The 22,311-nt window shown below is 63.4% G+C and carries 21 protein-coding genes; 20 read left to right on the forward strand and 1 reads right to left on the reverse strand.

Annotation, left to right across the window (positions count from 1 at the left end; translation table 11 throughout):
- Positions 1 to 239 precede the first annotated feature (239 nt).
- From pyrR to holA, 13 genes are all read left to right on the forward strand, one after another.
- Positions 240 to 797 carry a bifunctional pyr operon transcriptional regulator/uracil phosphoribosyltransferase PyrR gene (gene pyrR / locus ACO59D_RS02640; RefSeq protein ID WP_485125649.1) on the forward strand — a complete coding sequence of 186 codons (558 nt, stop codon included), beginning with the start codon at positions 240 to 242 and terminating at the stop codon, positions 795 to 797.
- On the forward strand, positions 797 to 1,732 hold the full coding sequence (locus ACO59D_RS02645) for an aspartate carbamoyltransferase catalytic subunit (protein ID WP_130812004.1): 936 nt from the start codon (positions 797 to 799) through the stop codon (positions 1,730 to 1,732). The genes pyrR and ACO59D_RS02645 overlap by 1 nt, the downstream gene beginning before the upstream one ends.
- Positions 1,716 to 3,008 (forward strand): dihydroorotase, encoded by a 1,293-nt coding sequence (locus tag ACO59D_RS02650; protein WP_130812005.1) that lies wholly within the window; start codon positions 1,716 to 1,718, stop codon positions 3,006 to 3,008. Before ACO59D_RS02645 ends, ACO59D_RS02650 begins: the two co-directional genes overlap by 17 nt.
- Complete coding sequence (locus ACO59D_RS02655; protein WP_485125650.1) at positions 3,009 to 3,827, forward strand: dihydroorotate dehydrogenase electron transfer subunit; 819 nt, start codon at positions 3,009 to 3,011, stop codon at positions 3,825 to 3,827.
- On the forward strand, positions 3,821 to 4,747 hold the full coding sequence (locus tag ACO59D_RS02660) for a dihydroorotate dehydrogenase (RefSeq protein WP_485125706.1): 927 nt from the start codon (positions 3,821 to 3,823) through the stop codon (positions 4,745 to 4,747). The genes ACO59D_RS02655 and ACO59D_RS02660 overlap by 7 nt, the downstream gene beginning before the upstream one ends.
- Positions 4,741 to 5,463 carry an orotidine-5'-phosphate decarboxylase gene (pyrF, locus tag ACO59D_RS02665; RefSeq protein ID WP_130812007.1) on the forward strand — a complete coding sequence of 241 codons (723 nt, stop codon included), beginning with the start codon at positions 4,741 to 4,743 and terminating at the stop codon, positions 5,461 to 5,463. Before ACO59D_RS02660 ends, pyrF begins: the two co-directional genes overlap by 7 nt.
- Positions 5,464 to 5,681: 218 nt before the next feature.
- Positions 5,682 to 5,990: an integration host factor, actinobacterial type gene (gene mihF, locus ACO59D_RS02670; protein ID WP_130812008.1), complete on the forward strand. Its 309-nt coding sequence runs from the start codon at positions 5,682 to 5,684 to the stop codon at positions 5,988 to 5,990.
- A complete protein-coding gene (gene gmk / locus ACO59D_RS02675; RefSeq protein WP_130812009.1) occupies positions 5,990 to 6,583 on the forward strand; it encodes a guanylate kinase in 594 nt (197 codons plus the stop codon). The genes mihF and gmk overlap by 1 nt, the downstream gene beginning before the upstream one ends.
- Positions 6,570 to 6,854 carry a DNA-directed RNA polymerase subunit omega gene (locus ACO59D_RS02680; protein WP_130812010.1) on the forward strand — a complete coding sequence of 95 codons (285 nt, stop codon included), beginning with the start codon at positions 6,570 to 6,572 and terminating at the stop codon, positions 6,852 to 6,854. The genes gmk and ACO59D_RS02680 overlap by 14 nt, the downstream gene beginning before the upstream one ends.
- Positions 6,855 to 6,857: 3 nt before the next feature.
- Positions 6,858 to 8,108 (forward strand): tRNA uracil 4-sulfurtransferase ThiI, encoded by a 1,251-nt coding sequence (gene thiI, locus ACO59D_RS02685; RefSeq protein WP_485125651.1) that lies wholly within the window; start codon positions 6,858 to 6,860, stop codon positions 8,106 to 8,108.
- A 416-nt stretch (positions 8,109 to 8,524) separates the two neighbouring features.
- On the forward strand, positions 8,525 to 9,289 hold the full coding sequence (locus ACO59D_RS02690) for a helix-hairpin-helix domain-containing protein (protein WP_485125652.1): 765 nt from the start codon (positions 8,525 to 8,527) through the stop codon (positions 9,287 to 9,289).
- Positions 9,282 to 11,741, forward strand: coding sequence for a ComEC/Rec2 family competence protein (locus tag ACO59D_RS02695; RefSeq protein WP_485125653.1), 2,460 nt, complete (start codon positions 9,282 to 9,284; stop codon positions 11,739 to 11,741). The genes ACO59D_RS02690 and ACO59D_RS02695 overlap by 8 nt, the downstream gene beginning before the upstream one ends.
- Before the next feature lie 51 nt (positions 11,742 to 11,792).
- Positions 11,793 to 12,761: a DNA polymerase III subunit delta gene (holA, locus tag ACO59D_RS02700; RefSeq protein ID WP_485125654.1), complete on the forward strand. Its 969-nt coding sequence runs from the start codon at positions 11,793 to 11,795 to the stop codon at positions 12,759 to 12,761.
- Positions 12,762 to 12,869: 108 nt separating this feature from the next.
- Here the strand turns inward: holA and rpsT are convergent, their stop codons facing one another.
- Complete coding sequence (gene rpsT / locus ACO59D_RS02705) at positions 12,870 to 13,133, reverse strand: 30S ribosomal protein S20 (RefSeq protein ID WP_130812015.1); 264 nt, start codon at positions 13,131 to 13,133, stop codon at positions 12,870 to 12,872.
- Between the two features lie 351 nt (positions 13,134 to 13,484).
- Here rpsT and lepA point away from each other — a divergent pair, with 351 nt between their 5' ends.
- The 7 genes from lepA (at position 13,485) to ACO59D_RS02740 (ending at position 22,303) form a co-directional block, all read left to right on the forward strand.
- The gene (gene lepA, locus ACO59D_RS02710) at positions 13,485 to 15,296 is read left to right on the forward strand and encodes a translation elongation factor 4 (protein WP_485125655.1); all 1,812 of its coding nucleotides are present in this window, start codon (positions 13,485 to 13,487) and stop codon (positions 15,294 to 15,296) included.
- Between the two features lie 68 nt (positions 15,297 to 15,364).
- The gene (locus ACO59D_RS02715; RefSeq protein ID WP_485125656.1) at positions 15,365 to 16,354 is read left to right on the forward strand and encodes a tRNA dihydrouridine synthase; all 990 of its coding nucleotides are present in this window, start codon (positions 15,365 to 15,367) and stop codon (positions 16,352 to 16,354) included.
- A complete protein-coding gene (locus ACO59D_RS02720) occupies positions 16,347 to 17,627 on the forward strand; it encodes a coproporphyrinogen-III oxidase family protein (RefSeq protein ID WP_485125657.1) in 1,281 nt (426 codons plus the stop codon). Before ACO59D_RS02715 ends, ACO59D_RS02720 begins: the two co-directional genes overlap by 8 nt.
- A 158-nt stretch (positions 17,628 to 17,785) precedes the next feature.
- Positions 17,786 to 18,274, forward strand: coding sequence for a deoxycytidylate deaminase (locus ACO59D_RS02725; protein ID WP_485125658.1), 489 nt, complete (start codon positions 17,786 to 17,788; stop codon positions 18,272 to 18,274).
- A gap of 143 nt (positions 18,275 to 18,417) precedes the next feature.
- A complete protein-coding gene (locus ACO59D_RS02730) occupies positions 18,418 to 19,533 on the forward strand; it encodes a DnaJ domain-containing protein (protein ID WP_485125659.1) in 1,116 nt (371 codons plus the stop codon).
- A gap of 146 nt (positions 19,534 to 19,679) precedes the next feature.
- On the forward strand, positions 19,680 to 20,939 hold the full coding sequence (gene dnaJ, locus ACO59D_RS02735) for a molecular chaperone DnaJ (RefSeq protein ID WP_485125660.1): 1,260 nt from the start codon (positions 19,680 to 19,682) through the stop codon (positions 20,937 to 20,939).
- Positions 20,936 to 22,303: a MiaB/RimO family radical SAM methylthiotransferase gene (locus ACO59D_RS02740; protein ID WP_485125661.1), complete on the forward strand. Its 1,368-nt coding sequence runs from the start codon at positions 20,936 to 20,938 to the stop codon at positions 22,301 to 22,303. The genes dnaJ and ACO59D_RS02740 overlap by 4 nt, the downstream gene beginning before the upstream one ends.
- The last annotated feature ends 8 nt before the right edge of the window (positions 22,304 to 22,311 follow it).

Below are 22,311 nucleotides of genomic sequence, written 5' to 3' on the forward strand. Positions count from 1 at the left end.
GCATGGCAGCAGGCGGTCATCGTGCGTACGCACGATAATGGTTTTCTGCCCTGTGGCCTCCCGTGCCAGAACTTCGTGGTAAAGTGTCCACGACCTTTAAGCGCGCACGAGATGCCCGCAAGGCTCAGGGGAGTTCGCATCGCCATTCGTATGCGAGCAAACCAGACACATGGCCTTCCATCATGGGATGTCTCGTGCCGGCTTGCGTCGGTTCGGGCATCTTTTTTGAAGGGAGTCCCATGGGAGAGCCAAGGCTCAAGGCCGTCATCATGGATGGGCAGGCCATGGAGCGCGCAATAACGCGCATCGCTCACGAAATCATCGAGCACAACGAAGGCTCAGCAAACATCCAGGTGATTGGCATCATCCGTCGCGGGGAGACCCTTGCCAACCGTCTCGCTGACGAGATCGAGAAGATCGAGGGCATACGTCCCCCCGTCGGTTCGCTCGACATCAGCTTCTACCGCGATGACGTCATGCGCCACATCCAGCCCGTCGTCCACGGCACCCACATCCCCTTCGAGATCGACGGCAAGGACATCGTCCTCGTCGACGACGTCCTCTATACGGGTCGTACCGTGCGCTCCGCGCTCGACGCCCTCATGGATTACGGCAGGCCCAAATCCGTCCAGCTTGCCGTGATGGTCGACCGCGGCCATCGCGAGCTGCCCATACGTGCCGATTATGTCGGAAAGAACGTCCCCTCCTCGCACGAGGAGGATGTGCGCGTCTGCGCGCGTCCGCTCGACGACCACAACGGCGTCGAGATCTGGGGCATCGAGGGAGGGGAGAGGTAATGCTCTCGGTCAAGAACCTCATTGACACCTACAGCCTCACGGCAGATGACATCACCCAGATTCTGGATACCGCCGCGTCGTTCGAGTCGGTAAACAACCGCGCCATCAAGAAGGTCCCCGCGTTGCGTGGCCGTACCGTCGTGAACCTGTTCCTCGAGCCCTCCACGCGCACGAAGAGCTCCTTCGAGCTGGCCGAGAAGCGCCTCTCGGCAGACTCGCTTTCCATGGGTGGCAACACGTCATCCGTCGTTAAGGGCGAGAGCCTCGCCGATACCATCCAGACCATCTCGGCCATGAACGTTGACATGTTCGTCTGCCGCGCAAAGCTCGCCGGCACGCCGCAGCGCATCACCGAGAACACCGACGCGGTGGTCATCAACGCCGGAGACGGCAAGCACCAGCACCCCACCCAGGCCATGCTTGACCTCTACACCATCCGCAAGAACTTCGGCCACCTGGACGGCCTCAAGGTCGCCGTCGTGGGCGACCTCGCGCATAGCCGCGTGTGCGGCTCGCTGGCACCAGCGCTCAAGACCATGGGTGCCGAGGTCACGCTCGTGGGCCCCCCTACCTTCCAGGTGGATGACCCGGACTGGTTTGGCTGCCCCCAGACGGCAAGCCTCGACGACGTGATCGAGGACATGGACGTGGTCTACATGCTCCGCGTGCAGCTCGAGCGCATGGAGGGCGCGGCCATCCCGTCTCGCCGTGAGTACAACCGCCTTTACGGCCTCGACGTGACCCGCGTGAACCGCATGAAGCCTTCCGCCATCATCTGCCACCCGGGCCCCATGAACCGTGGCATGGAGATTAACGCCGACGTGGCCGACTGCGCCCACTCGCGCATCCTGGACCAGGTCAACGCGGGCGTCCTCACGCGTATGGCCGAGATGTACCTGCTTTTGGGAGGAGAGAACAATGGCCTTTCTGCTTAGGGGTGCGCACGCGGTCGATCCTCAGATCGACCTCGATGACGCCTGTGACGTGCTCGTCGATGACGGCAAGGTCGCTGCCGTGGGGGAGGGCCTCGAGCCTCCCGAGGGCTGTGAGGTTATCGACGCCCGCGGCAAGTACCTCGTACCTGGCCTTGTGGACATGCACGTGCACTTCCGCGATCCCGGCTTTGAGTACAAGGAGACCATCGAGACCGGTGCCCGCGCGGCAACGCATGGTGGCTTCACCGACGTCGCGACCATGCCCAATACCGATCCCGTGACCGACACCGGCGCCGAGATTCGCTACCAGCTCGACCACGCCCGTCAGGCGGGCCTCTGCCACGTGCGTCCCATCGGTGCGCTTACGGTCGGCGAGAAGGGCGAGCAGCTCGCCGAGATTGGCGACATGGTCATGGAGGGCGCCTGCGCCTTCTCCGATGACGGCCACGGCGTCCAGAGCGCCGGCATGATGCGTACCTGCATGGAGTACGTCTCCCAGTTCGACCGCGTGGTCTCGGCACACTGCGAGATCGAGACGCTCACCACGCACGGCGTTATCAACGAGGGCAAGGCCTCCACGCGCCTGGGTATGTTTGGCTGGCCCGCGCTTGGCGAGGAGCTCGAGATCTACCGCGACATCGAGCTGTGCCGACTCACCGGCTGCCCCCTGCACATCGCCCACATCTCCACGGCTAAGGGCTTGGGCCTCGTGCGCAAGGCAAAGGCCGAGGGCCTGCCGGTGACCTGCGAGGTCACCCCGCACCACCTCTTCTTGAACGAGGGCGACATCACCCCCGCCTACAACACCAACCTCAAGATGAATCCGCCCCTACGTACCCCCAAGGACATGGCGGCGCTCGTCGAGGGCGTCCTCGATGGCTCCATCGACTGCGTGGTCACCGACCACGCACCGCATGCGCCGCACGAGAAGGACTGCGAGTGGGAGATCGCCTTCTTTGGCACCGTTGGCCTCGAGACCTCGCTGCCGCTCATGCTCACCAAGCTCGTGAACACGGGCCGCATGAGCTGGAAGCGCCTGGTCGAGGTCATGGCCGTGAACCCCAGGCAGATTCTGCGCCTTGCGCCCGTGTGCATCGAGCGCGGATCGGCCGCAGACCTCACCCTTGTCGACCCCACTGCCGAGTTCGAGGTCACGCCCGATTATCTGGTGGGCAAGTCCAAGAACTCCGCCTTCATGGGCTGGCACCTCACCGGCCAGGTCTCTGACGTCTTCGTGGACGGCCGTCGCACACTGGCCAACGGCGTGGTGGCCTAGGTGAAGGCGGCAAGGGACAGCGCACGTGCGCGGCTCTTCGACTTCGAGGTTGTCTCGAACGAGAGGGTTGCCGAGGACGCGTGGTGCATGGTCTTTACCAGCGGGGTCGCGGGGCTTCTCGCCCCCGGCCAGTTCGTCGAGGTTTCCGTTCCCGGCGATGCCTCGCAGGTCCTGAGGGTGCCGCTGTCATTTTCCAAGGCAGATGCGGCTGCGGATGCCGTGCGCATCGAGTATGCCGTCGTGGGCGACGGCACGCGCCGGCTCTCCCTCATGCGTCGCGGTGACGCATCCACGCTGGTGGGCCCCTGTGGGAACGGCTGGTGGCTGCCTGGTGGAGAGGGCCGCTCGCTTCTCGTGGCAGGAGGCATTGGCCTTCCACCCGTGCTCGCCGCAGCCGAGATGCTCATGCGTGCGGGGCTGCCGTTCGACGCCGTGGTGGGTGCCCAGCGTGGCTCCAAGCTGGTAGGCGTTGACGTTGACCTCCTGTGCGGGGCAGCATCCGGGGACCCGGAAGGCCGTGTGGTCGTGTGTACCGATGACGGCAGCCTGGGGCGTGCCGGCTTCACCACAGGCGCCATGGCGGACCTTCTCGCCGAGCGCATCTACGAGACCGTGTTTGCCTGTGGTCCTACGGTCATGATGGCGGGGGTTTCCCGCCTCGCCGAGGAGGCTAGTGTGGCCTGTCAGGTCTCGCTCGAACGCATGATGGGCTGCGGCTTTGGTGCCTGCAGCTGCTGCAACGTGGCGATGCGCGATGGCAGCAGCCGCTCGTGCTGCATGGACGGTCCCGTCTTCGACGCTAGGGAGGTGGCCTGGTGAGCAAGGTGAACATGGCTGTCGACCTTGGCGGCATTCGCATGAAGAACCCCGTCAACACTGCGTCGGGCACCTACGGCCACGCCTGGCAGTTCGAGGGATTCTACGACGTGGCGCGCCTTGGGGCCGTGACCTGCAAGGGCGTGGCAGCCGAGCCCTGGCCCGGCAATCCCGCGCCCCGCGTGTGCGAGGTCTCCTCTGGCATACTCAACTCCGTGGGCCTCGAGAATCCCGGTGCGCGCGCCTTTGCCGAGCAGTACGGCGCCTACCTTGCCGAGCTTGCGTCTCGCGGCTGTGCGGTTATCGTGCAGGCCGTGGGTCACTCCGTTGACGAGTGCCGCCGCTCGGTGGAGCTTCTCGACGAGGTGGCCCCATGGGCCGCGGGCATTGAGGTCAACGTCTCGTGCCCCAATCTTTCACGCGGCGGGCGCCTCCTCGGCGGCACGCCAGCCGACGCGGCCGAGGTCGTGTCAGCCGTGCGTCCGTTGACGAGAAGGCCACTGCTCGTCAAGCTGGCCCCCGTGCGTGTGGCCGAGATAGCTCGCGCCTGCGAGGCTTCCGGCGCAGACGCGCTCTCGCTGGTGAACACTGTGAACGCCATGTCCATTGACGTCCACACCCGTCGCTCGAGGCTCTCGCGACCCACGGGTGGCCTTTCCGGTCCCGCGATACACCCCATCGCCGTGCGGATGGTGTGGGATGCGGCGCAGGCCGTGAGCATCCCCATCAACGGCATCGGCGGCATTGCCACGGCCGAGGACGCGGCTGAGATGATTCTTGCGGGAGCCACCACGGTATCGGTGGGAACTGCTAGCCTGTACGACCCTGCCGCTGCTTCCCGTGTTGTCGACGAGCTTGAGGCCTGGGCTGTCGAGCAGGGTGTACCTGATATCAACGAGCTGATAGGAGCCTTCGAATGCTAAGCGAGAACGAAGCGCGCGACGCCGTTATCGTCGCACTGGACTGCGACCACGACCGTGCCATCGAGCTTGCGGACGCCCTCTCTGGCATTGCCTCGTGGGTCAAGGTCGGGATGATGCTCTTCTTCCGAGAGGGACCCTCCATCGTGCATGCGATGCAGGAGCGCGGTCTCTCAGTCTTTCTCGATCTCAAGGTGTTCGACATCCCGTTCCAGGTGAGAGGTGCTGTTGAGTCTGCGTCGCTCTCCGGTGCGGACATCCTGTCCATCCACGCCCTGGGCTCTTCTGCCATGGTCGCTGCTGCCCGTGAGGGGGTAGAGGCTGCGGCCAAGGGACGAGGCGGAAAGCGCACCCAGCTCGTCTCCATCTCGGTCCTTACGAGCATGGACCAGTCCCTGCTCGAGGAGATCGGCATCGAGCGCCCGCTTGAGGAGGAGGTCGCCCGTCTCGCAAGCCTTGCCGTAGGTGCGGGCTCCGATGGCATTGTGTGCTCCCCGCAGGAGGCTGCCGAGATGCGCACGCTTCTCGGTCCGGAGGCCCTGATCGTGACGCCCGGTGTGCGCCCTGCCGGTGCTGTCGCAGGCGACCAGCGCCGCATCGCCACACCTGCTGCCGCCATTGCCGCCGGTGCCTCGAAGCTCGTGGTGGGCAGGCCCATCACGCAGGCAGGGGACCCCGCTGCCGCGATGGAGGCCATCGTAGGCGAACTCTGCCACTAGCAGGGGCGTTTCTGTGCATCCCAGATGTGCAATTTGTGCCTTTGGATGTGCGCTCATTTCGATCTGATTGTGTATACGCTGCATTCCTGCTGCTAGTAGTGATAAAAGACTTGTAAACTGGTCGAGGAATTGGCAAACTAGCTAATTGTGTCGCTGGGGCGGTCCTGTGGTTCCCTCCCAGCCCCTCATAGCAGTTTGTCTCGATGTTTGGAGGAACAATGGCTCTACCCCAGCTTACCGATGAGCAGCGCAAGGAAGCACTCGAGAAGGCCGCCAAGGCTCGTCATGAGCGTGCCGAGCTTCGCGAGAAGATCAAGAGTGGCAAGGTCACCCTCGAGGAGGTCCTCGATTCCGATGACCCCATCGCCAACCGCATGAAGGTCTCTGCGCTCATCGAGTCCCTCCCTGGCTATGGCAAGGCCAAGGCCGCCAAGATCATGGACGAGCTTGGCATCTCCGCCACCCGTCGCGTCAAGGGGCTTGGTGCCCGTCAGCGCGAACAGCTCATCGAGGCGCTTTCCAAGTAGTGGAGCGCTCCGCTAGGCTCTTCGTCGTATCTGGACCGTCAGGCGTGGGCAAGGGGACCCTGGTCGCAAAGGTTCGTGGCGACCGCCCCTCGCTTGGCCTGACGGTTTCGGCTACAACGCGACCTCCTAGGCCCGGGGAGGTTGATGGCGTCTCGTACTATTTTCTCGATGACGCCGAGTTCTCTCGCCGGGTGGGCCAGGGCGAGTTCCTTGAGTGGGCCAACGTGCACGGGCACCGCTATGGCACACTGCTCTCCGAGGTGAGGAGGAACCTCTCCGAGGGGAGGTCGCTCATCTTGGAGATTGATGTCCAGGGCGGCCTTAACGTGCGCCGCATTCATCCTGATGCGGTTCTCGTGTTTGTCGAGCCGCCATCTATGGATGAGCTCGAGCGTCGCTTGCGTGGCCGCGGTACCGAGGATGAGGCGTCCATCGAGTGCCGACTCGAGAATGCGCGGCGCGAGATGGCTATGGCTGAGTCCTACGACGAGAGGATTGTGAACGATGACCTCGAGCGTGCCGCTGGTGAGCTCGAGCGAACCATCGACCTGTACGAGTCAAATGGAGGATCTACCAAAGATGTCAGTGATTAAGCCCGAGATCGATACCCTGCTCGAGAGTACCGAGCACAACCCGTTCCTGCTCTGCTCGGTTGCTTCCAAGCGCGCATGCGACATCAACAACATGCTGCGTGGCCAGCACCTTCGCGTTACGGCCATCCAGGACTTCGACGATATCACCACCATCGCGTCTGGCAAGGACTCGGTCTCCATCGCGATGGGCGAGATCGCTGACGGCACCCTTAGCTTTGTCCAGGATGACTTCGACGAGGCCATTCGCGGCGAGAATGCGGGCATTCAGTAGGCCATGACCGAGAGACTCTGCCTGGTCCACTACCACGAGATTGGCCTCAAGGGAAAGAATCGCTCGACCTTCGAGAACCAGCTCGTGACCAACCTGCATCGCGCCCTCAAGGCGTTTCCCGTCTCGAACGTTCAGCGCATCTCTGGCTACATTGTGGTCGAGACCGAGGACCGCATGGCTACGCCAGAGATGGCCCATGCTATCGCCAAGGTGCCTGGCGTCGCACGCGTCTCGCTTGCCTATAAGTGCGGGCTTGACGAGGGGGAGTACAGCGCTGCCGCCATTCGCGCACTGCGCGAGGCGGGGGAGTTCTCCACCTTCAAGGTGCATGCGCGGCGCAGCTCGACCACCTATGCAGTGCATAGCATCGACATGAACCACATTGTGGGGTCTGCGCTTTGCGAGGCATTCCCTGGCAAGCTCGTCCAGATGCATGACCCCGACGTTACCGTGGTGGTGCATGTGGTACAGGGCTCGAGTTTTGTCTATGCGGCTTCGATGCCGGGTGTGGGCGGGCTTCCCGTGGGCACGGCAGGCAAGGTCGTGACGCTGCTCTCGAGTGGCTTTGACTCGCCTGTGGCCACGTGGATGGTCGGAAGGCGTGGCGCAACCTGCATTCCCGTGCACTTCTCGGGCAGGCCCATGACATCCGATACCAGCGAGTACCTGTGCCATGACATTGTCGAGGCACTGGCGCCCTCGGGCGTGGTGGGCCGCATGTACGTGGTGCCGTTTGGCGAGTGCCAGCGCCAGATTTCGCTTGTAGTGCCGCAGAGCCTGCGCATCATCATGTATAGACGCGTCATGTACCAGGTGTCCGAGAGGGTCGCACGGCTCGAGGGCGCAAAGGCCATCGTTACGGGCGAGTCTTTGGGACAGGTGGCCTCGCAGACGCTCGACAACATCGCTGCCGTGAACCAGGCCGTTACGATTCCCGTACTGCGGCCTCTTATCGGCTCGGATAAGCAGGAGATCATCCGGCGTGCCCAAGAGCTGGGGACTTATGACATTTCCTCGCAGACGGCTCCCGACTGCTGCACGCTGTTCATGCCGCGCCGTCCCGAGACGCACGCGCGCATGCGCGAGGTGCTCGACGCGTGGGAGCTCTTCGACCATGAGGCCATGGTGAACTCGCTGGTGGATTCCATCGAGTACGAGGACTTCTCTCAATGCCCGAGCTACCATGCACCCAAGGGGCCGCTGCGCACGCACCACTCGTCGCTTGTTCCCTGCGACGGTGAGGGGATGCGGTAGTGCGGCGGCTCTCCTCGAGCGGTGCCCGTCGCAAGGCACGTTTACGTAGATATCGCGTACGCAGCAACGCCCCTATGGTGCCAACCTGCGCCATAGGGGCGTTCTCTGCAGGTAACGCCTGCGGAATTGACGCCTGCGGCGTCATTTTGCAAGAAGCCCCTCGGCGACATCAGGGGACACTCCAGAGCGCCTCATTGCCGCTCGGGAGAAATCCTGCCATTCGCGCCTGCGAAAACGCTGCGAGCGGTTGTGCGCGATAACAGGAAAAGCATCTCTCACATACCTTTTTTCCTGCAATAACAATGCTTTCTGACAGTAACGTGCCAGCATGCTGCCAGCATCCTGCCGGGCTTTCTGAGAAGGATGGCCGGACAACTCGATTGCACCCCCATCATTGGCGTATGGAGGTGGTAGTGATGGCACAGGAATCAAGAGTGCATGAAGGCATGGGCGCACGGGCTCGGTGCAGGGCGCGCGCTCTGGCGAGAAGGGCGGGGCTCTCGCCGGCGCTGATGGCTGGGATTGCGGGAACCGTGCTCGTTGTGGCTCTTGTGGCAATTGCCGGAATCAGCTTTCTCTTGCGCCAGCCAGCGGAGTCCTTTGCCATTGAGCGAGGCGAGGCCGCTGTGGCCGAGGTTGGGCCGGTGGGGGAACCCGTCCAGGACGAGGACGGCAACGCTGCTAACGCTGCGCCCACAGATGAGACGCCCACCATAGTGGTGCACGTCGATGGCATGGTGGCAAACCCCGGGGTTTACAGCCTCCAAGGTGACGCTTTGCGCATGAACGACGCAGTTGAAGCGGCAGGTGGGCTAGCGGAAGGGTCTGATACATCGCGGCTGAACCTTGCCGAGCCTCTCACTGATGGCGAGAAGGTACATGTACCCGCCGTAGGAGAGACCGTAGCAACGGAGGGAGGCAATGGCTCGGCATCGTCCTCTGGCGTTGTGGCGTCGCCTGATGGCAGCGTCTCAAGCGCTTCGGCCGACGCCCTTGTGAACATCAACACCGCGACGGCAGCGGAGCTCACGACGCTTCCTGGCATCGGTGAGGCAACCGCCACAGAGATTATCCGTGACCGAGAGGCCAATGGAGCCTTCACCAGCACGGAAGACCTTATGCGGGTCTCGGGCATAGGCGAGAAGAAATTCGCCAAGATCAAGGACAAGATTCGTGTCTGAGATTGCGAAGCGGGCCGTCATCGAGAGACGCGACGCTCGAATGCCCGCGCGTCCGACGATTCCCATGACGCTTTGGGGCTTGGTGGCCACCATCGCTGCAGAGCGCATGGTCCTATGCTATGGAATGGCGCCGAAAGAGAACTCCACGGCCTTTCTCGTGGGTGCTCTGGTTGCACTTGGAGCGGTCGGCGTCCCTCTCGCGCTCTTCCGCGGGGCGATGCGTGGCGGCAAGCAGGTGCCACAGGTACCGGTTGCCTTCGCCTTTGTTGCCACTACGGCGCTTGCCGGCGCTCTTCTCGGGTGGCTTGCACTCGGGCGGGTCCTTGATGCCGCGCAGTCGCTCTCGACGACTCCTGTCTCTGCATGGGAGCTGCAAGTGGAGGGGGACATGACCGAGGGCGGGCACGGGTGGTGGGGACGCGCCCGCGCGAGGGGAAGCGAAGGGACGGAGGTGGGGATGGTCTGGCTCAGCTCCTCCGTCGAGCTCGAGTGTGGCTCGCGTGTGCGCTGCGTGGGGAGGTTTGAGCCCAACGGTGATGATGAATGGGGCATCTCCTCGCGCATGCAGGGCATCGCGGGTACGGTGTCGGTTATCCGCGTGACGTCTGTGCGCGGGGCGGAAGGTCCTCTGGGCACCGTGCTGTGCATGAGGCGGGCTGTGCTTGCATCCTTCTCGCCCTACTCGTGCGATGCCGCGGCCGTGCTTGCCGGCAGCGTCTGCGGCAATCGCGCTCCTATACGCTCACGGGGGTTAGACGGTGCCTTCTCCACCTGCGGGGTCTCCCACCTCGTTGCGGTCTCCGGGGGTCACCTTGCCATCCTCACGGGTGCCCTTGCCGCCATGCTTGGCAGGTCGCGGTTGAAGCCCGGGATGCGCGGGACGCTGACGCTCGGTGTGGGTGCGCTTTTCATCGCGTTCTGTGGGGCACCTGTGTCCGCCGTGCGTGCAGGCATCATGAACTGCATATCGTTTGGCGGAACTCTTGTGGGGAGAAGGTCCCACGCGCTTTCCTCGACGTGCGCAGCCGCCCTCGTCATGGCCCTGCTCGACCCCTTTGCCTCCGGTCAGCTGGGATTTCTCCTCTCGATTGCCTCGGTGGTGGGAATCTGCCTCTTTGGCAGCCATTCCAGTCACGTGCTCGATGTGCTCACGAGAAGCTCGCAGCACCACAGGGGGCGGACTCCGGGGATTACGCGCGCACTTGGCCGCCTGAGGTCAGACTCTTGCGACGTCCTTGGCGTCTCCCTGGTCGCGCAGCTCTTCACGCTACCCCTGACCTGCCCGGTATTTGGGGAGGTTTCGCTCATTGCACCACTGGCGAACCTCATGCTGGCACCGCTCTTTGCCGGTCTGGTCTCGCTGGGCTTGGGTGCAGCCCTCCTCACGCCGCTGCCGGCTTTGCAAGCGCCGGCTCTTGGCGCTGCGAAGGAGGTGTCTGCCGTGTTCTGCACGCTGCTCTCCGCCCTGGCGAGGCTTCCGCTTGCCTGCATTCCTGTAGAGGTGGGAGGCATCGTCTTGCCGGCGGTGCTTTGTGCTCTGTGGGTCGCGCTCTATGTGGTGTGGCCCGTTCCCAGGCGCCGGCATCTTGCGGGGGCTGTGGCGGTGCTCGTCACAGTTGCGTCGGTGGCTCTGCTCGGCCTTCGCTTCCTGCAACCCACCAGGGTCACGGTTCTGGACGTGGGCCAGGGTGACGCCATTCTCGTGGCGGATGGCGGTGCGGCCGTGCTTATTGATGCGGGACCGGACGAGGTGGTAGCCCAAGAGCTTGCAAGGCAGGGCATCATCCACCTGGATGCCATCGTACTGACCCACCTCCACGACGACCACGTGGGAGGCATCGATGACCTGGCGGGTCGCGTTGGCTGTGAACGCGTGCTTGTCGCCCAGGGTGTAGCAGACAATATGCCGGCCTCGCTTGGTGAGAGCGTCATCAAGCTCACGGGCCACGATGCGGAGGAGCTTTCCTATGGGGATTCCATCCTCGTAGGGTCGTTCCTGCTTCGCGTGGTCTCGCCGGTCGGGGAGGTCACAGGGAACGACAATGCGGACTCCGTGATGCTCTCGCTTTCTTGCGAGCGGGGAGGTCGCACGCTTTCGGCTCTGCTCACTGGTGACGCCGAGAAGGACGAGACGGGTGCCTGCCTTGCCCGTGGCGATGTGGGCGACATCGACTTTCTCAAGGTGGGACACCATGGCTCCGAGATCTCTGTGACGGCTGATGAAGCGGCCCGCCTCGATCCCGAGGTCTCTGTGGCAAGTGCTGGGGAGGGGAACAGGTACGGTCACCCACGCGCGGAGTGCGTGGATGCTCTCGAGGGCGCGGGTTCGCTATTTCTCTGTACAAAGGATGTTGGGTGCGTCACCGTCCGGCCAGGAGTCGAGGGGCCAATCGTCTCCACGGAGTGCCCGCTGGGAAGAGAGGCGGGAGAAGCGCTTGTGTCTGGCCTGTAACGATGCTCGGGTTGTGGCAAAGTAGGGAGGTCTACTTGATGAGGGGGACGCATGGCAAAGACGGCAAAGCTGCTGCCGGCATATCTGGTGGTGGGCGCAGACGAACTCAAGCGCAAAAGCGCGGTCACGCGCCTTAAGGGCTATCTGGACAAAGGCCTTGCGGCGTTCAATCTTGATGAAATTACGCCTTCGGCAGATATGGACCCTATTGGCGTGATTTCGTCTCTCAACACGATGCCTGTGGGCAACTCGCCGCGCATCGTAATCATCGAACCTGCCGACAAGCTCCCCAAGCCCGTCTCAGAAGCCATCGTGAGCTACCTCAAAGACCCCAACCCCGTCTGCACGTTGCTTCTCTCGGCAACCACCCTCGCAAAGTCAACCCGCCTCTACAAGGCGGTGGCGAAGGTTGGCGCCAAGGCGATTATCGACTGCACGCCAGCTACGAAAAGGGACCTTCCCGCATACGTGCAGAAGCTCGCTCGCTCTCACGACCTCTCGATAGACCAGAAGGCGGCGCGGGCGCTTGTGGACCGCGTGGGCGAGTCGACCACCATGCTCGACACCCAGCTGCGCACGCTCTCCGCACTCAAGGGCGGACAAGGTCAGGTGACGCTCTCGGACGTCGAGAGAAACGTTGCCCGCATCGCCGAGGTGAAGCCGTGGGAGTTTCTGGACCGCCTGAGCGAGCGAGATGCCCGCAGGTCGTTGGAGCTCTTCGCGCTGCTCAGGGGCTCCTCTCAGGTGGGGCTGCTTACACTTGCAACCATTCGCATCCGCGAGTTGATTTGTGCGCGTGCACTCGACGCCCGTGGTGAGGGCGCAGACGTTGCGAGGGCGTTGGGCAAGCAGGACTGGCAGGTGAGGAACTACGTCCGCTGGGCCCGTCGCTTTGGGCCGGATGAGCTCGAGCATGATCTGGCCGCATGTGCCGCGTGCGAACGTGCCCTCAAGGGGTCGGCAGACTCCGAATCAGCGTTTCTCTCGCTTATTGCGACCATCTGTGGGGTGTGCGCCTAGCAGTCGCCTGACCGGGCGCGAGGAGGGGGGTGGACCTTTTCTCGCCAAAAAAAGGAGCCCGGCATGCACCGGGCTCCCGAAGGTTCGTGCCATCTCAGGGGGGCGGCTCTACTTCATGGAGTTGACAAGCTTCTGGACGCCGGACTTGCGGTCGGCGGCCTGGTTCTTGTGGATGATGCCCTTCGCAGCGGCCCTGTCGAGCTTGCGGCATGCAGCGTTGGCTGCGGCCTGGGCGGCCTCGACGTCGCCGGCCTCGACGGCGGCGTGGACCTTCTTGACGTAGGTCTTCAGCTCGGAGCGGACTGCCCTGTTGCGCATGCGGGCCTTCTCAGCAGTGATGATGCGCTTCTTCTGAGACTTGATGTTTGCCACGGTGCGGATCCTTTCAAATGCTTGTTCCTAGGGGCCTCTTAAGAGCTAGTAGGTGGGAAGTGGGGGTTCCGCACCAGACACGGCGAGGTCAACTAGAGCAGTATAGCAGAGCCATCAGCATTGGTTCCCTCTATTCGGGGCGATTCTTGGGCTTTGGGCATTCATCGGGCAAACTTCACATGTCGGGAGTCGTTGGGGCTTGGCATCTGCACCTGTTGGCGGTGCCTTTTCGCGAAGCAGGCAATCGCGACCGCGGGCCAGTAGGACCTGAATTCGAGAGAAAGCGATGAACTCCGGCCTCCAGCGGTTGGCTCAGGCGAGACGTGCGGGGCATGCGCTATGATGTCTCGCATGAAGACGACACACACCTCACACATCCGCAACTTCTCGATTGTTGCGCACATAGACCACGGCAAGTCGACCATCTCGGACCGCATCCTGGAGCTCACCCACACGGTGGACGAGCGCGACATGGCCGACCAGCTCCTCGATACCATGGACATCGAGCGCGAGCGCGGCATCACCATCAAGTCGAATGCCGTGCGCATAGTCTACGATGCCGATGACGGGGAGTCCTACCAGCTCAACCTCATCGACACGCCGGGACACGTCGACTTTACCTACGAGGTCTCCCGTTCGCTTGCCGCCTGCGAGGGCGCGGTTCTCGTCGTCGATGCCACGCAGGGCGTGGAGGCGCAGACCGTCTCCAACGCGACGCTGGCCATGAATGCCAACCTCGACATCGTGCCTGCCATCAACAAGATCGACCTACCATCGGCCCATCCCGAGGAGGTCAAGAAGGAGATCGAGGAGGACCTGGCCATCCCAGCAGAGGATGCCGTGCTTGTATCGGGCAAGACCGGCGAGGGCATCCATGACCTGCTCGAGGCCATCGTCTATCTCGTCTCACCTCCCAAGGGCGATGCTACGGCGCCGCTCAAGGCCCTTATCCTGGACTCGTATTTCGACGAGTACAGGGGCGTCGTAGCCACGGTGCGCGTCTTTGATGGCAGCATCAGGAGGGGCGACCGCCTGCGCATGATGGCGCTCGGTGACACGTTTCTCTGTGATGGCGTGGGTTGCAAGCGCCCCGTCGAGACGCCGCTTGACGAGCTGGGCGTGGGCGAGGTGGGCTACGTGGTCACGGGCCTCAAGGACCCTGCGCTGGTCAAGACCGGTGACACGATCACCTCTGAGGAGCGCCCCTGTGCCGAGGCATGCCCCGGCTACCACGAGGCAAAGCCCATGGTCTTCACGGGCCTTTTCCCCATCGACAACAAGCAGTACGAGAACCTTCGGGACGCCCTCGAGAAGCTCAAGGTGAACGACCCCTCGCTCATCTGGTCGCCCGAGACGAGCGTTGCCCTTGGCTTTGGCTTCCGTGTGGGATTCCTCGGCCTTCTCCACATGGAGGTCGTGAAGGAGCGCCTTGAGCGCGAGTTTGGCCTCGACCTTATCGCCACGTCACCCTCCGTCGACTATCACGTGTTCAAGACCGATGGCGAGATGATCGACATCACGAGCCCTCAGGACCTTCCGGACGTAACCCGCATAGGCCACATCGAGGAGCCCTACCTCAAGGCAAAGGTCATTGTCCCACCAGATTACATGGGTGCCGTGATGCAGCTTGTGGTCGACCATCGTGGCGAGACGAGCGACATGGTCTACCTCTCGGAGAAGTCCGTCGAGATCCACTTTGACATCCCGCTGGCCGAGCTGATCTTGGACCTCTTTGATCAGCTCAAGAGCCGTACCAAGGGTTACGCGTCACTCGACTACGAGATTGGCGACTACCGCACCAGCGACCTCGTGAAGCTCGACATTCTCCTTTCGGGCGAGCAAGTCGACACCCTCTCGTTCATCGTCCCACGAGACCGTGCCTACGATATGGCGCGCAGCCTGTGCGACAAGCTCAAGGAGATCATCCCGCGCCAGCAGTTCGAGGTGCCCATTCAGGGGGCCATTGGCAACAAGATCATCGCGCGCTCCACGGTCAAGGCGGTGCGCAAGGACGTTCTCGCCAAATGCTACGGTGGCGACATCTCGCGCAAGCGCAAGCTTCTCGAGAAGCAGAAGGAAGGCAAGAGGCGCATGAAGTCCATCGGCTCCGTCGAGGTGCCGCAGGAGGCCTTTCTTGCCGTCCTCAAGGTGGACGACGAATGACGCCTTCCCAAGTTCTGGCCGAATGGGGGCCGACAGCTGGGCTTTTGGGCGAGTTGCCGCCTGCCCCCATGGCAGCGGGTGGACTCGGCCTCAAGTTGAGGTTGGGGAACAACCCCCTTCTCATGGCTCCCATGGCAGGCGTGTCTGACGCGGCATACCGAACCATGGCACGCGCGGGCGGAGCGGGCCTTGCCTACACAGAGATGGTTTCATGCGCAGGGCTGCACTTCGGTGGCGAGAAGACCTGGGAACTCGTGGACCCTGCCGAGACGGAATCCGACGTTGCGGTGCAGCTGTTTGGATCAAAGCCGGAGTTCTTCCGCGAGGCAGCTGCGAGTGTCGTCGAGCGCCTGGGGGACCGCCTTGCCCTCATTGATGTCAACATGGCCTGTCCCGTCCCCAAGGTGACCAAGAAGGGCGAAGGGTCCGCCCTCCTGGATGACCTCGGGCTGTCAGGCAGGCTTGTGCGCGCCTGCATCGAAGGGACGGGCGGAGCCGTGCCGGTGACGGTGAAGATTCGTCGTGGCAGGCGTATGGGCGAGGAGGTCGCTCCGGACTTCGCCCGTGCCATGGAGGACGCTGGGGCCTCTGCCATCGCCGTCCACGGCCGCTTTGCCAATCAGCTCTACCACGGCGAGGCCGATTGGGACTGCGTTCGTCGCGTGGCCGACGCGGTGAGCGTGCCCGTCATTGGATCGGGAGACGTCTCGTCTGCCTCGGCTGCGGCGCGAATGCTCTCCGAGACCGGTGTGGGGGCTGTGATGATTGCCCGGGGAAGCTACGGCAACCCGTGGATCTTTGGGGATGCGGCAGCAATTCTCGCAGGAGAGGGGCCGCGTGTCCACGACTCACGCGAGAAGATCGCCGCGTTTCGCTGCCATGTGCGCCTTCTTGCTGCAACGGGCGCACATCTCAAGCGTGCGCGAAGCCTCGCTGGGTGGTACCTGCGCGGCATGCCGGAGGCGGCACGGGTCCGCGGCATGGCAGTAACCTGCCGGACCCTTGACGACTACCTTGCCGTGGCAGATGCCGCGGAACGGATGCTCCAAGATGCCTGACGGATACGGGCTCGGGCGGAGTGTCGGCTGGTCCGAGCGCCTTCACGTCACAGGTGCAGATGCCCTCTACCTGCATGTGCCTTTCTGTGCCAAGAAGTGCGCATACTGTGACTTTGCCTCCTGGGCGACGCCACGTGGTGGCGGCTTGTCGCAGCCCTATGCCCAAGCGCTGGCAGAGCAAGTGGAGCAGGTTGCGTCTCTCGGCTTTCTCGAAAGGTGCGAGACTGCCTACATTGGCGGCGGCACGCCCACGTTCCTAGGCAAGGGGCTGGGGGGCCTTGTTCGACGCGTCACCGCCGACGCTCGCGGGCTTTGCGAGCTTACGTGCGAGGCAAACCCAGACTCCCTGACCGATGGGGTTCTCGCTGACATTGCGTCGGCCGGAGCCACTAGGATTTCCATGGGCGTACAGAGCCTTTGCGATGCCGAGCTTGTCGAGCTTGGCAGAATCCACGATGCAGAACAGGCCCGCAACCGCGTCCGGGCTGCCGTCTTGAGCGGGCTTGACGTCTCCTGCGACCTCATGTGCGCCATACCGCGCCAGACGCCTGCCTCGTGGCGGACCACTCTCGAGGGGGCTGCCTCGCTGGGCGTTGGGCACGTGAGCATCTACCCCCTCCAAATAGAGGGGGGCACCACTCTTGCGAGAAGAGTCGGTGATGAGCAACCCATATGGAACTCTCCAGACGTGCAAGCCTCCAGGATGAAACAAGCTCAAGTTGAGCTTGAGGATTATGGTTTTCACAGGTACGAAGTGGCAAGCTATGCCCGTTCGGCTGACAAGGAGTGCCTGCATAACCAGGTGTACTGGACAGGCAGGCCCTATTTGGGTCTGGGTACCGGGGCTGCATCGATGCTCACTGCCGAGGGTTATCTCAGGCTTCTTGAGGTCTGCCCCCAACTTGGGCCTCTACCTGACGGAATGACTCGCGTACGGCTCAAGGTTCTTTCCGGAAGAGATGAGATTTCCAATAACCGTGGCCTCGCGTCTCTCTCGTTTGAAGAGGAGTTCCTCACCGAACGTCAGGCGGTGGCCGAGGACCTCATGCTCGGCGCGCGCCTTGCGCGTGACCTTGACGCGGGACTCGTCTCGTATGCTCGCAGCATCCTCGGCCCATCTCTTGATGAGAGGCTGGAGCGCCTTGTGGGGGAGGGGCGTCTTGATGACTCGCTCGCCCCAACTGAAAAGGGCTGGCTTTTGGGCAACGAGCTCTACGGCGGGCTGTGGGACCTGGCGGGGGATACCGAGACGCTGGTGAGACGCAGCCCCTAGGCATTGCGGGTGGAATGGCCCTCGCAGGCGGACTTCCAGTTACCACGACCCACCGTCGGAACGTAAACATCTTGATTTGTCGGCTCCCTCACGGCATGCTAGGCCAAATTGCAATCTACGTCCTCTCCTTTGGGGCGACCGAACTAGAAGGGAACACCATGGCTGGCGAGCGAACAGACGTTATCTCTTGGGATGAGTTCTTCATGCGGGTTGCCATTGCGGCGAGCCTGAGGAGCAAAGATCCCAACACGCAGGTAGGGGCCTGCATCGCGGACACGAACCACAGGATCCTCTCCGTGGGCTACAACGGGACGCCCTCGGCGCTTGCCGACGCAGACTTCCCCTGGGGCACTTCGAGCGACCCCTTGCACGATAAGCACAGCTACGTTATCCACGCTGAGGCAAACGCCATTCTCAACTATCGAGGTTCGCTCAAGGACATGGCCGGAGCCACCGTCTACGTGACGCTCTTCCCATGCCACGAGTGCGCCAAGACACTCGTCCAGGCGGGTGTCGGCGAGGTCGTCTACCTGGATGACAAGTACGATGGCACCGAGGACAACCTCATCTCCAAGCACGTGCTCGACGAGTGTGGAGTGACCTATCGTCCCATCGGCATCGACCTCTCCGCGGCCTCGCGCCGGTAGTGGGACATGGGGACAGTCCCCTTGCCTCATGGTAAATGCGTTGGGCTGTGTCCCCGCCCTGTATAGAAATACCGCCTTCCGGCTACAATCGTGCGAAGTCGGACCCATCGAGGGCCCGCCCCAATCTCGGCAGGAGACTTCGCATGGCTTCGATGAACGACAAGGACTACTACGCAATCCTCGGCGTCGACAAGGACGCCTCGACGGAGGACATCCGTAAGGCCTTCCAGCAGAAGGCCCGCAAGCTTCACCCTGACGTCAACAAGGCTCCCGACGCCGAGGAGAAGTTCAAGGAGGTCTCGGAGGCATACGCCGTTCTCTCCGATTCCGAGAAGCGCTCCCGCTACGATGCCATGCGCTCGGGCTCACCGTTTTCGGGTCCCACGGGTTCTACGGGCTCGCCCTATGCTGGCGGTTACGGCGGGGGAGACCCCTTTGGCTGGGGCTTCCCGTTTGGCACCAACGGGTATGCCCGTCGCTCCTCCACGCGTGGCCGATCTCGCTCCTACAACCCGCGCGTGGGTTCGGATGTGGTCTTTGACCTCACGGTTGATGCCGCCACGGCCCAGAAGGGCGCCAGCCGCGGCGTCACCTACCAGCGCTATGCCGCGTGCGAGGTCTGCCAGGGTAAGGGCTCCGTCCAGACCGAGCATTCGGAGACCTGCCCCACCTGCCACGGTACGGGACGCATCTCGGTGGATCTCACCGGCCTCTTCGGTTTTGGCGTCATGGACATGGAGTGCCCGGAGTGCGAGGGTACCGGCCGCGTGGTCGCAGACCCCTGCGAGGCCTGTGGTGGCTCGGGGCGCGTCCTCACGGCGAGCGAGGTCGTGGTGAACGTCCCTGCGGGCTCCCACGATGGCGACCTCATCCGCGTAAAGGGCATGGGCAACGCGGGAACCAACGGCTCGGCGTCGGGCGACTTTGTCTGCAGGGTCGTGGTCCCGGAGGAGCGCCTCAATCCCTACCAGGCCATGGGCTTCCAGATTCTCGGCTTTGACGTGCCGTTCCTCGTCTTTGGCGCGCTTGCAAACACGCTTTCGGGGCTTCTTGCGTTCATCATTGTCATTGCGGTGGTGGGTGCCGTCTTCGTGGTGCGTGGCGGCGGCTTCAAGAGCAATTCGCACTGGTGGAGAAACGCTCTTGCCTCCTTGGGCAACGGAGCTACCACTGGCCTGCTCATCGCCCTGCTCATGGTGTCGATGTTCTCGTGCACGGCGGCAAGTCCAGGCACGAGGTACTACGGCTTTCTCTGGTAGGTCAAGGCAACTTGCGCCCCCGGCTTTTTCTCGCGTTCGTCGGGCGTGCCTTTGGGTAGAGAAGACCCTTGTACGCGCTGCTACGGCGGTGCCATGTCTGCAGGTTTTGGCCCCGGGGTTGGGGTGGCATCGGGAGTTTGGTGAGATTGGATTCGAAGAAGGACTACTACGAGGTCCTCGGCGTGCCTCGTGATGCGGACGCAAAGACGATAAAGAGGGCTTTTCTCAAGAAGGCACGGGTGCTCCATCCCGACGTCTCCGACGACCCCGATGCCGAGGAGAAGTTCAAGGAGGTCAACCAGGCCTATTCGGTCCTCTCCGACGAGCGCAGGCGCGCGAACTACGACCGCTATGGCGACGAGAACGGCCCTGCCGGCTTTGGCTCGGACTATGTCGACATGTCCGACATCTTCAACGGGTCGGGCTTTGGCATCAACGACATCTTCGACTCCTTCTTTGGCGGCGGCGCCTCGGGCGGCACTTCTCGTGTGTCTCGTACGCGCGGCCGCGACATGGGAATCCGTCTCACGGTGACGCTTGCCGAGGCGGCAGCCGGTGTGACCAAGACCATTGCCTATGACCGTTTGGCCCCGTGCGACGACTGCGGCGGTACGGGTGTTGCCGAGGGCGGACGCGAGCGCACCTGCGACCGCTGCCACGGCACCGGCCGTGTCATCGAGGTCCAACGTACCATCTTTGGCCAGATGCAAACCCAGACCACCTGCCCCGTGTGCCATGGATCCGGCAAGGTCGTCGACAAGCCCTGCGAGACGTGCGAGGGCCAAGGCCGCACCCCGTCGCGCGAGGCCGTCGAGGTCAAGGTACCCGCAGGCGTCCACTCCGGCCAGACCATCCGCGTTGCGGGCAAGGGTGAGGCGGGCGTTCGTGGTGACGTCTCCGGTGACCTTGTCGTGAGCATCGAGGTTGCCCAGGACGAGCGTTTCGAGCGCCAGGGAGACGACCTCTACACCACCGTGCGCGTGGATGCCCTTGAGGCCATCGTAGGCACTACGGTGACGGTCGACGGCATCATGAGGGGCGAGCGCGTCAAGGTCGAGATTCCCGCAGGATGCCAGTATGGCCAACAGATCAGGGTCGAGCGCCGTGGCATGCCGCGTCAGGGCATGATCTCTCGCGGGAGCCTTATCGCCGTGGTCCAGGTCATTGTCCCCACCGGCCTCGATAAGCGCCAGCTATTCGACATAGCTGGCATAGTCGCCGAGCGCACCCTCGGGGACGAGGGCGGCGTTGCCAGGGAGGGGGCGCGCGCCGAGGGGGAAGGTGACTCTCCCGCCAAGGACGAGGAGGCCGAGCACCTTGCCGATGAGCGCTGGGCTGCCCCCAAGAACCCCTTCAAGGATGCCAAGCGAAAGTCTCGCCAGCGCGACAGGGGCGGGCACAAGTGAGCGACGGGTCGAGCGCCACGCAGCCATCCCGGGCATCGAGCACTCCTGCCCAGGTATCGGGTGTTGCATACGTAAACCTGGGCTGCCGTGTCAACCGCGTCGAGACGGACCTCATCGCCGACGAGCTCTCGCGCGCAGGTCTCGTGATGCTTCCCGAGGAGGAGGCCCAGGCCGTCGTAATCAACACCTGCGCCGTCACCGCCGAGGCGGAGGCCAAGGCCAGGAAGGCCGTGCGCCACGCGGCGTCGCTTCCCCAGGCACCTCTCATCGTGGCTACCGGCTGCGTTGCCAGCCTCTTTGCCGACGAGCTTTCCGCCCTTGCGCCAAACGTTACGGTCGAGCGGGACAAGTCGCGCGTGCCCGCCGCCGTCCTCGAGGGTCTGGGCTCCGGTGCGCTTGCCGTGGGGGATGATGGGGAACTTCTCGTCACGCGTGTCCCTGGCTCTGCCTCGGCGCCAACGCCTACCGGTCGCGCGCGTCCAGGCATAAAGATCCAGGATGGTTGCGACAACCGCTGCAGCTTCTGCATTGTGTGGAAGGCGCGAGGGGGCTCGCGCTCTGTGGGGGCGGCACGCGTGCGCGAGCTTGTGCTTCGCTCTCTCGAGCGTGGTGCCACAGAGGTCGTGCTTACGGGCATCAACCTAGGCGTCTATCGCGCCAATCTTCCGGATGGCTCTGAGGTGGGGCTGCCGGGGCTTCTCTCGTGGCTTCTTTCGGTTACGGACGTGGGCCGCATCAGACTCTCGTCCATCGAGCCTCCCGATGTCACGCCCGAGCTTCTTGCTGCCATGGCTGCCTCGGAAGGCCGTGTTGCGCCCTTCCTGCACATATGCCTTCAGTCCGGGTGCGACGCAACGCTCCGCCGCATGGCGCGCATCTATGACACGGCCCTCTTTCGCACCGCCGTTGAGCAGGTCCGCACGCTGTTGCCCCAGGTCTCGTTGGGGACGGACCTCATCGTGGGCTTTCCGGGCGAGACGGACGAGGAGTTCGAGCAGTCCCTTGCCTTCTGCCGTGAGATGGGCTTCTCTCGCATGCACGTATTCAGGTACTCGAAGCGCCCGGGTACCCCGGCCGCAACTGCGGAAGGCCAGGTAGATCCCCGCGTGATGGCCGAGAGAAGCGCTCGTGCGCGTTCCCTTGCCCGAGAGATGCGCATCGAGGCGGCCCAGCGCCTCGTGGGGGCACGTGACCTTGTCTGCGTGCAGGCTCCCTTCAGGGGCGTCTCTGGCGGCCTTTTCGATGTCATCCTCGATGCCGAGGCGCCCATCGACGCGATCGTTCCCGTGTGCGTGACAGGCACCTTGCCGGACGGCATCACGCTGCTCGGGCATGCGCTCTCTGGAAACGAGAGTCCCCTGTGACGTGCCCC

The sequence above is a fragment of the Tractidigestivibacter sp. genome, assembly GCF_057241865.1.

Bases quoted from the DNA above. Each gene is read 5' to 3' on its own strand.
- pyrR (WP_485125649.1), top strand. From the start codon at position 240: ATGGGAGAGCCAAGGCTCAAGGCCGTCATCATGGATGGGCAGGCCATG.
- ACO59D_RS02645 (WP_130812004.1), top strand. From the start codon at position 797: ATGCTCTCGGTCAAGAACCTCATTGACACCTACAGCCTCACGGCAGAT.
- ACO59D_RS02650 (WP_130812005.1), top strand. From the start codon at position 1,716: ATGGCCTTTCTGCTTAGGGGTGCGCACGCGGTCGATCCTCAGATCGAC.
- pyrF (WP_130812007.1), top strand. From the start codon at position 4,741: ATGCTAAGCGAGAACGAAGCGCGCGACGCCGTTATCGTCGCACTGGAC.
- mihF (WP_130812008.1), top strand. From the start codon at position 5,682: ATGGCTCTACCCCAGCTTACCGATGAGCAGCGCAAGGAAGCACTCGAG.
- ACO59D_RS02680 (WP_130812010.1), top strand. From the start codon at position 6,570: ATGTCAGTGATTAAGCCCGAGATCGATACCCTGCTCGAGAGTACCGAG.
- thiI (WP_485125651.1), top strand. From the start codon at position 6,858: ATGACCGAGAGACTCTGCCTGGTCCACTACCACGAGATTGGCCTCAAG.
- ACO59D_RS02690 (WP_485125652.1), top strand. From the start codon at position 8,525: ATGGCACAGGAATCAAGAGTGCATGAAGGCATGGGCGCACGGGCTCGG.
- holA (WP_485125654.1), top strand. From the start codon at position 11,793: ATGGCAAAGACGGCAAAGCTGCTGCCGGCATATCTGGTGGTGGGCGCA.
- lepA (WP_485125655.1), top strand. From the start codon at position 13,485: ATGAAGACGACACACACCTCACACATCCGCAACTTCTCGATTGTTGCG.
- ACO59D_RS02715 (WP_485125656.1), top strand. From the start codon at position 15,365: ATGGCAGCGGGTGGACTCGGCCTCAAGTTGAGGTTGGGGAACAACCCC.
- ACO59D_RS02720 (WP_485125657.1), top strand. From the start codon at position 16,347: ATGCCTGACGGATACGGGCTCGGGCGGAGTGTCGGCTGGTCCGAGCGC.
- ACO59D_RS02725 (WP_485125658.1), top strand. From the start codon at position 17,786: ATGGCTGGCGAGCGAACAGACGTTATCTCTTGGGATGAGTTCTTCATG.
- ACO59D_RS02730 (WP_485125659.1), top strand. From the start codon at position 18,418: ATGGCTTCGATGAACGACAAGGACTACTACGCAATCCTCGGCGTCGAC.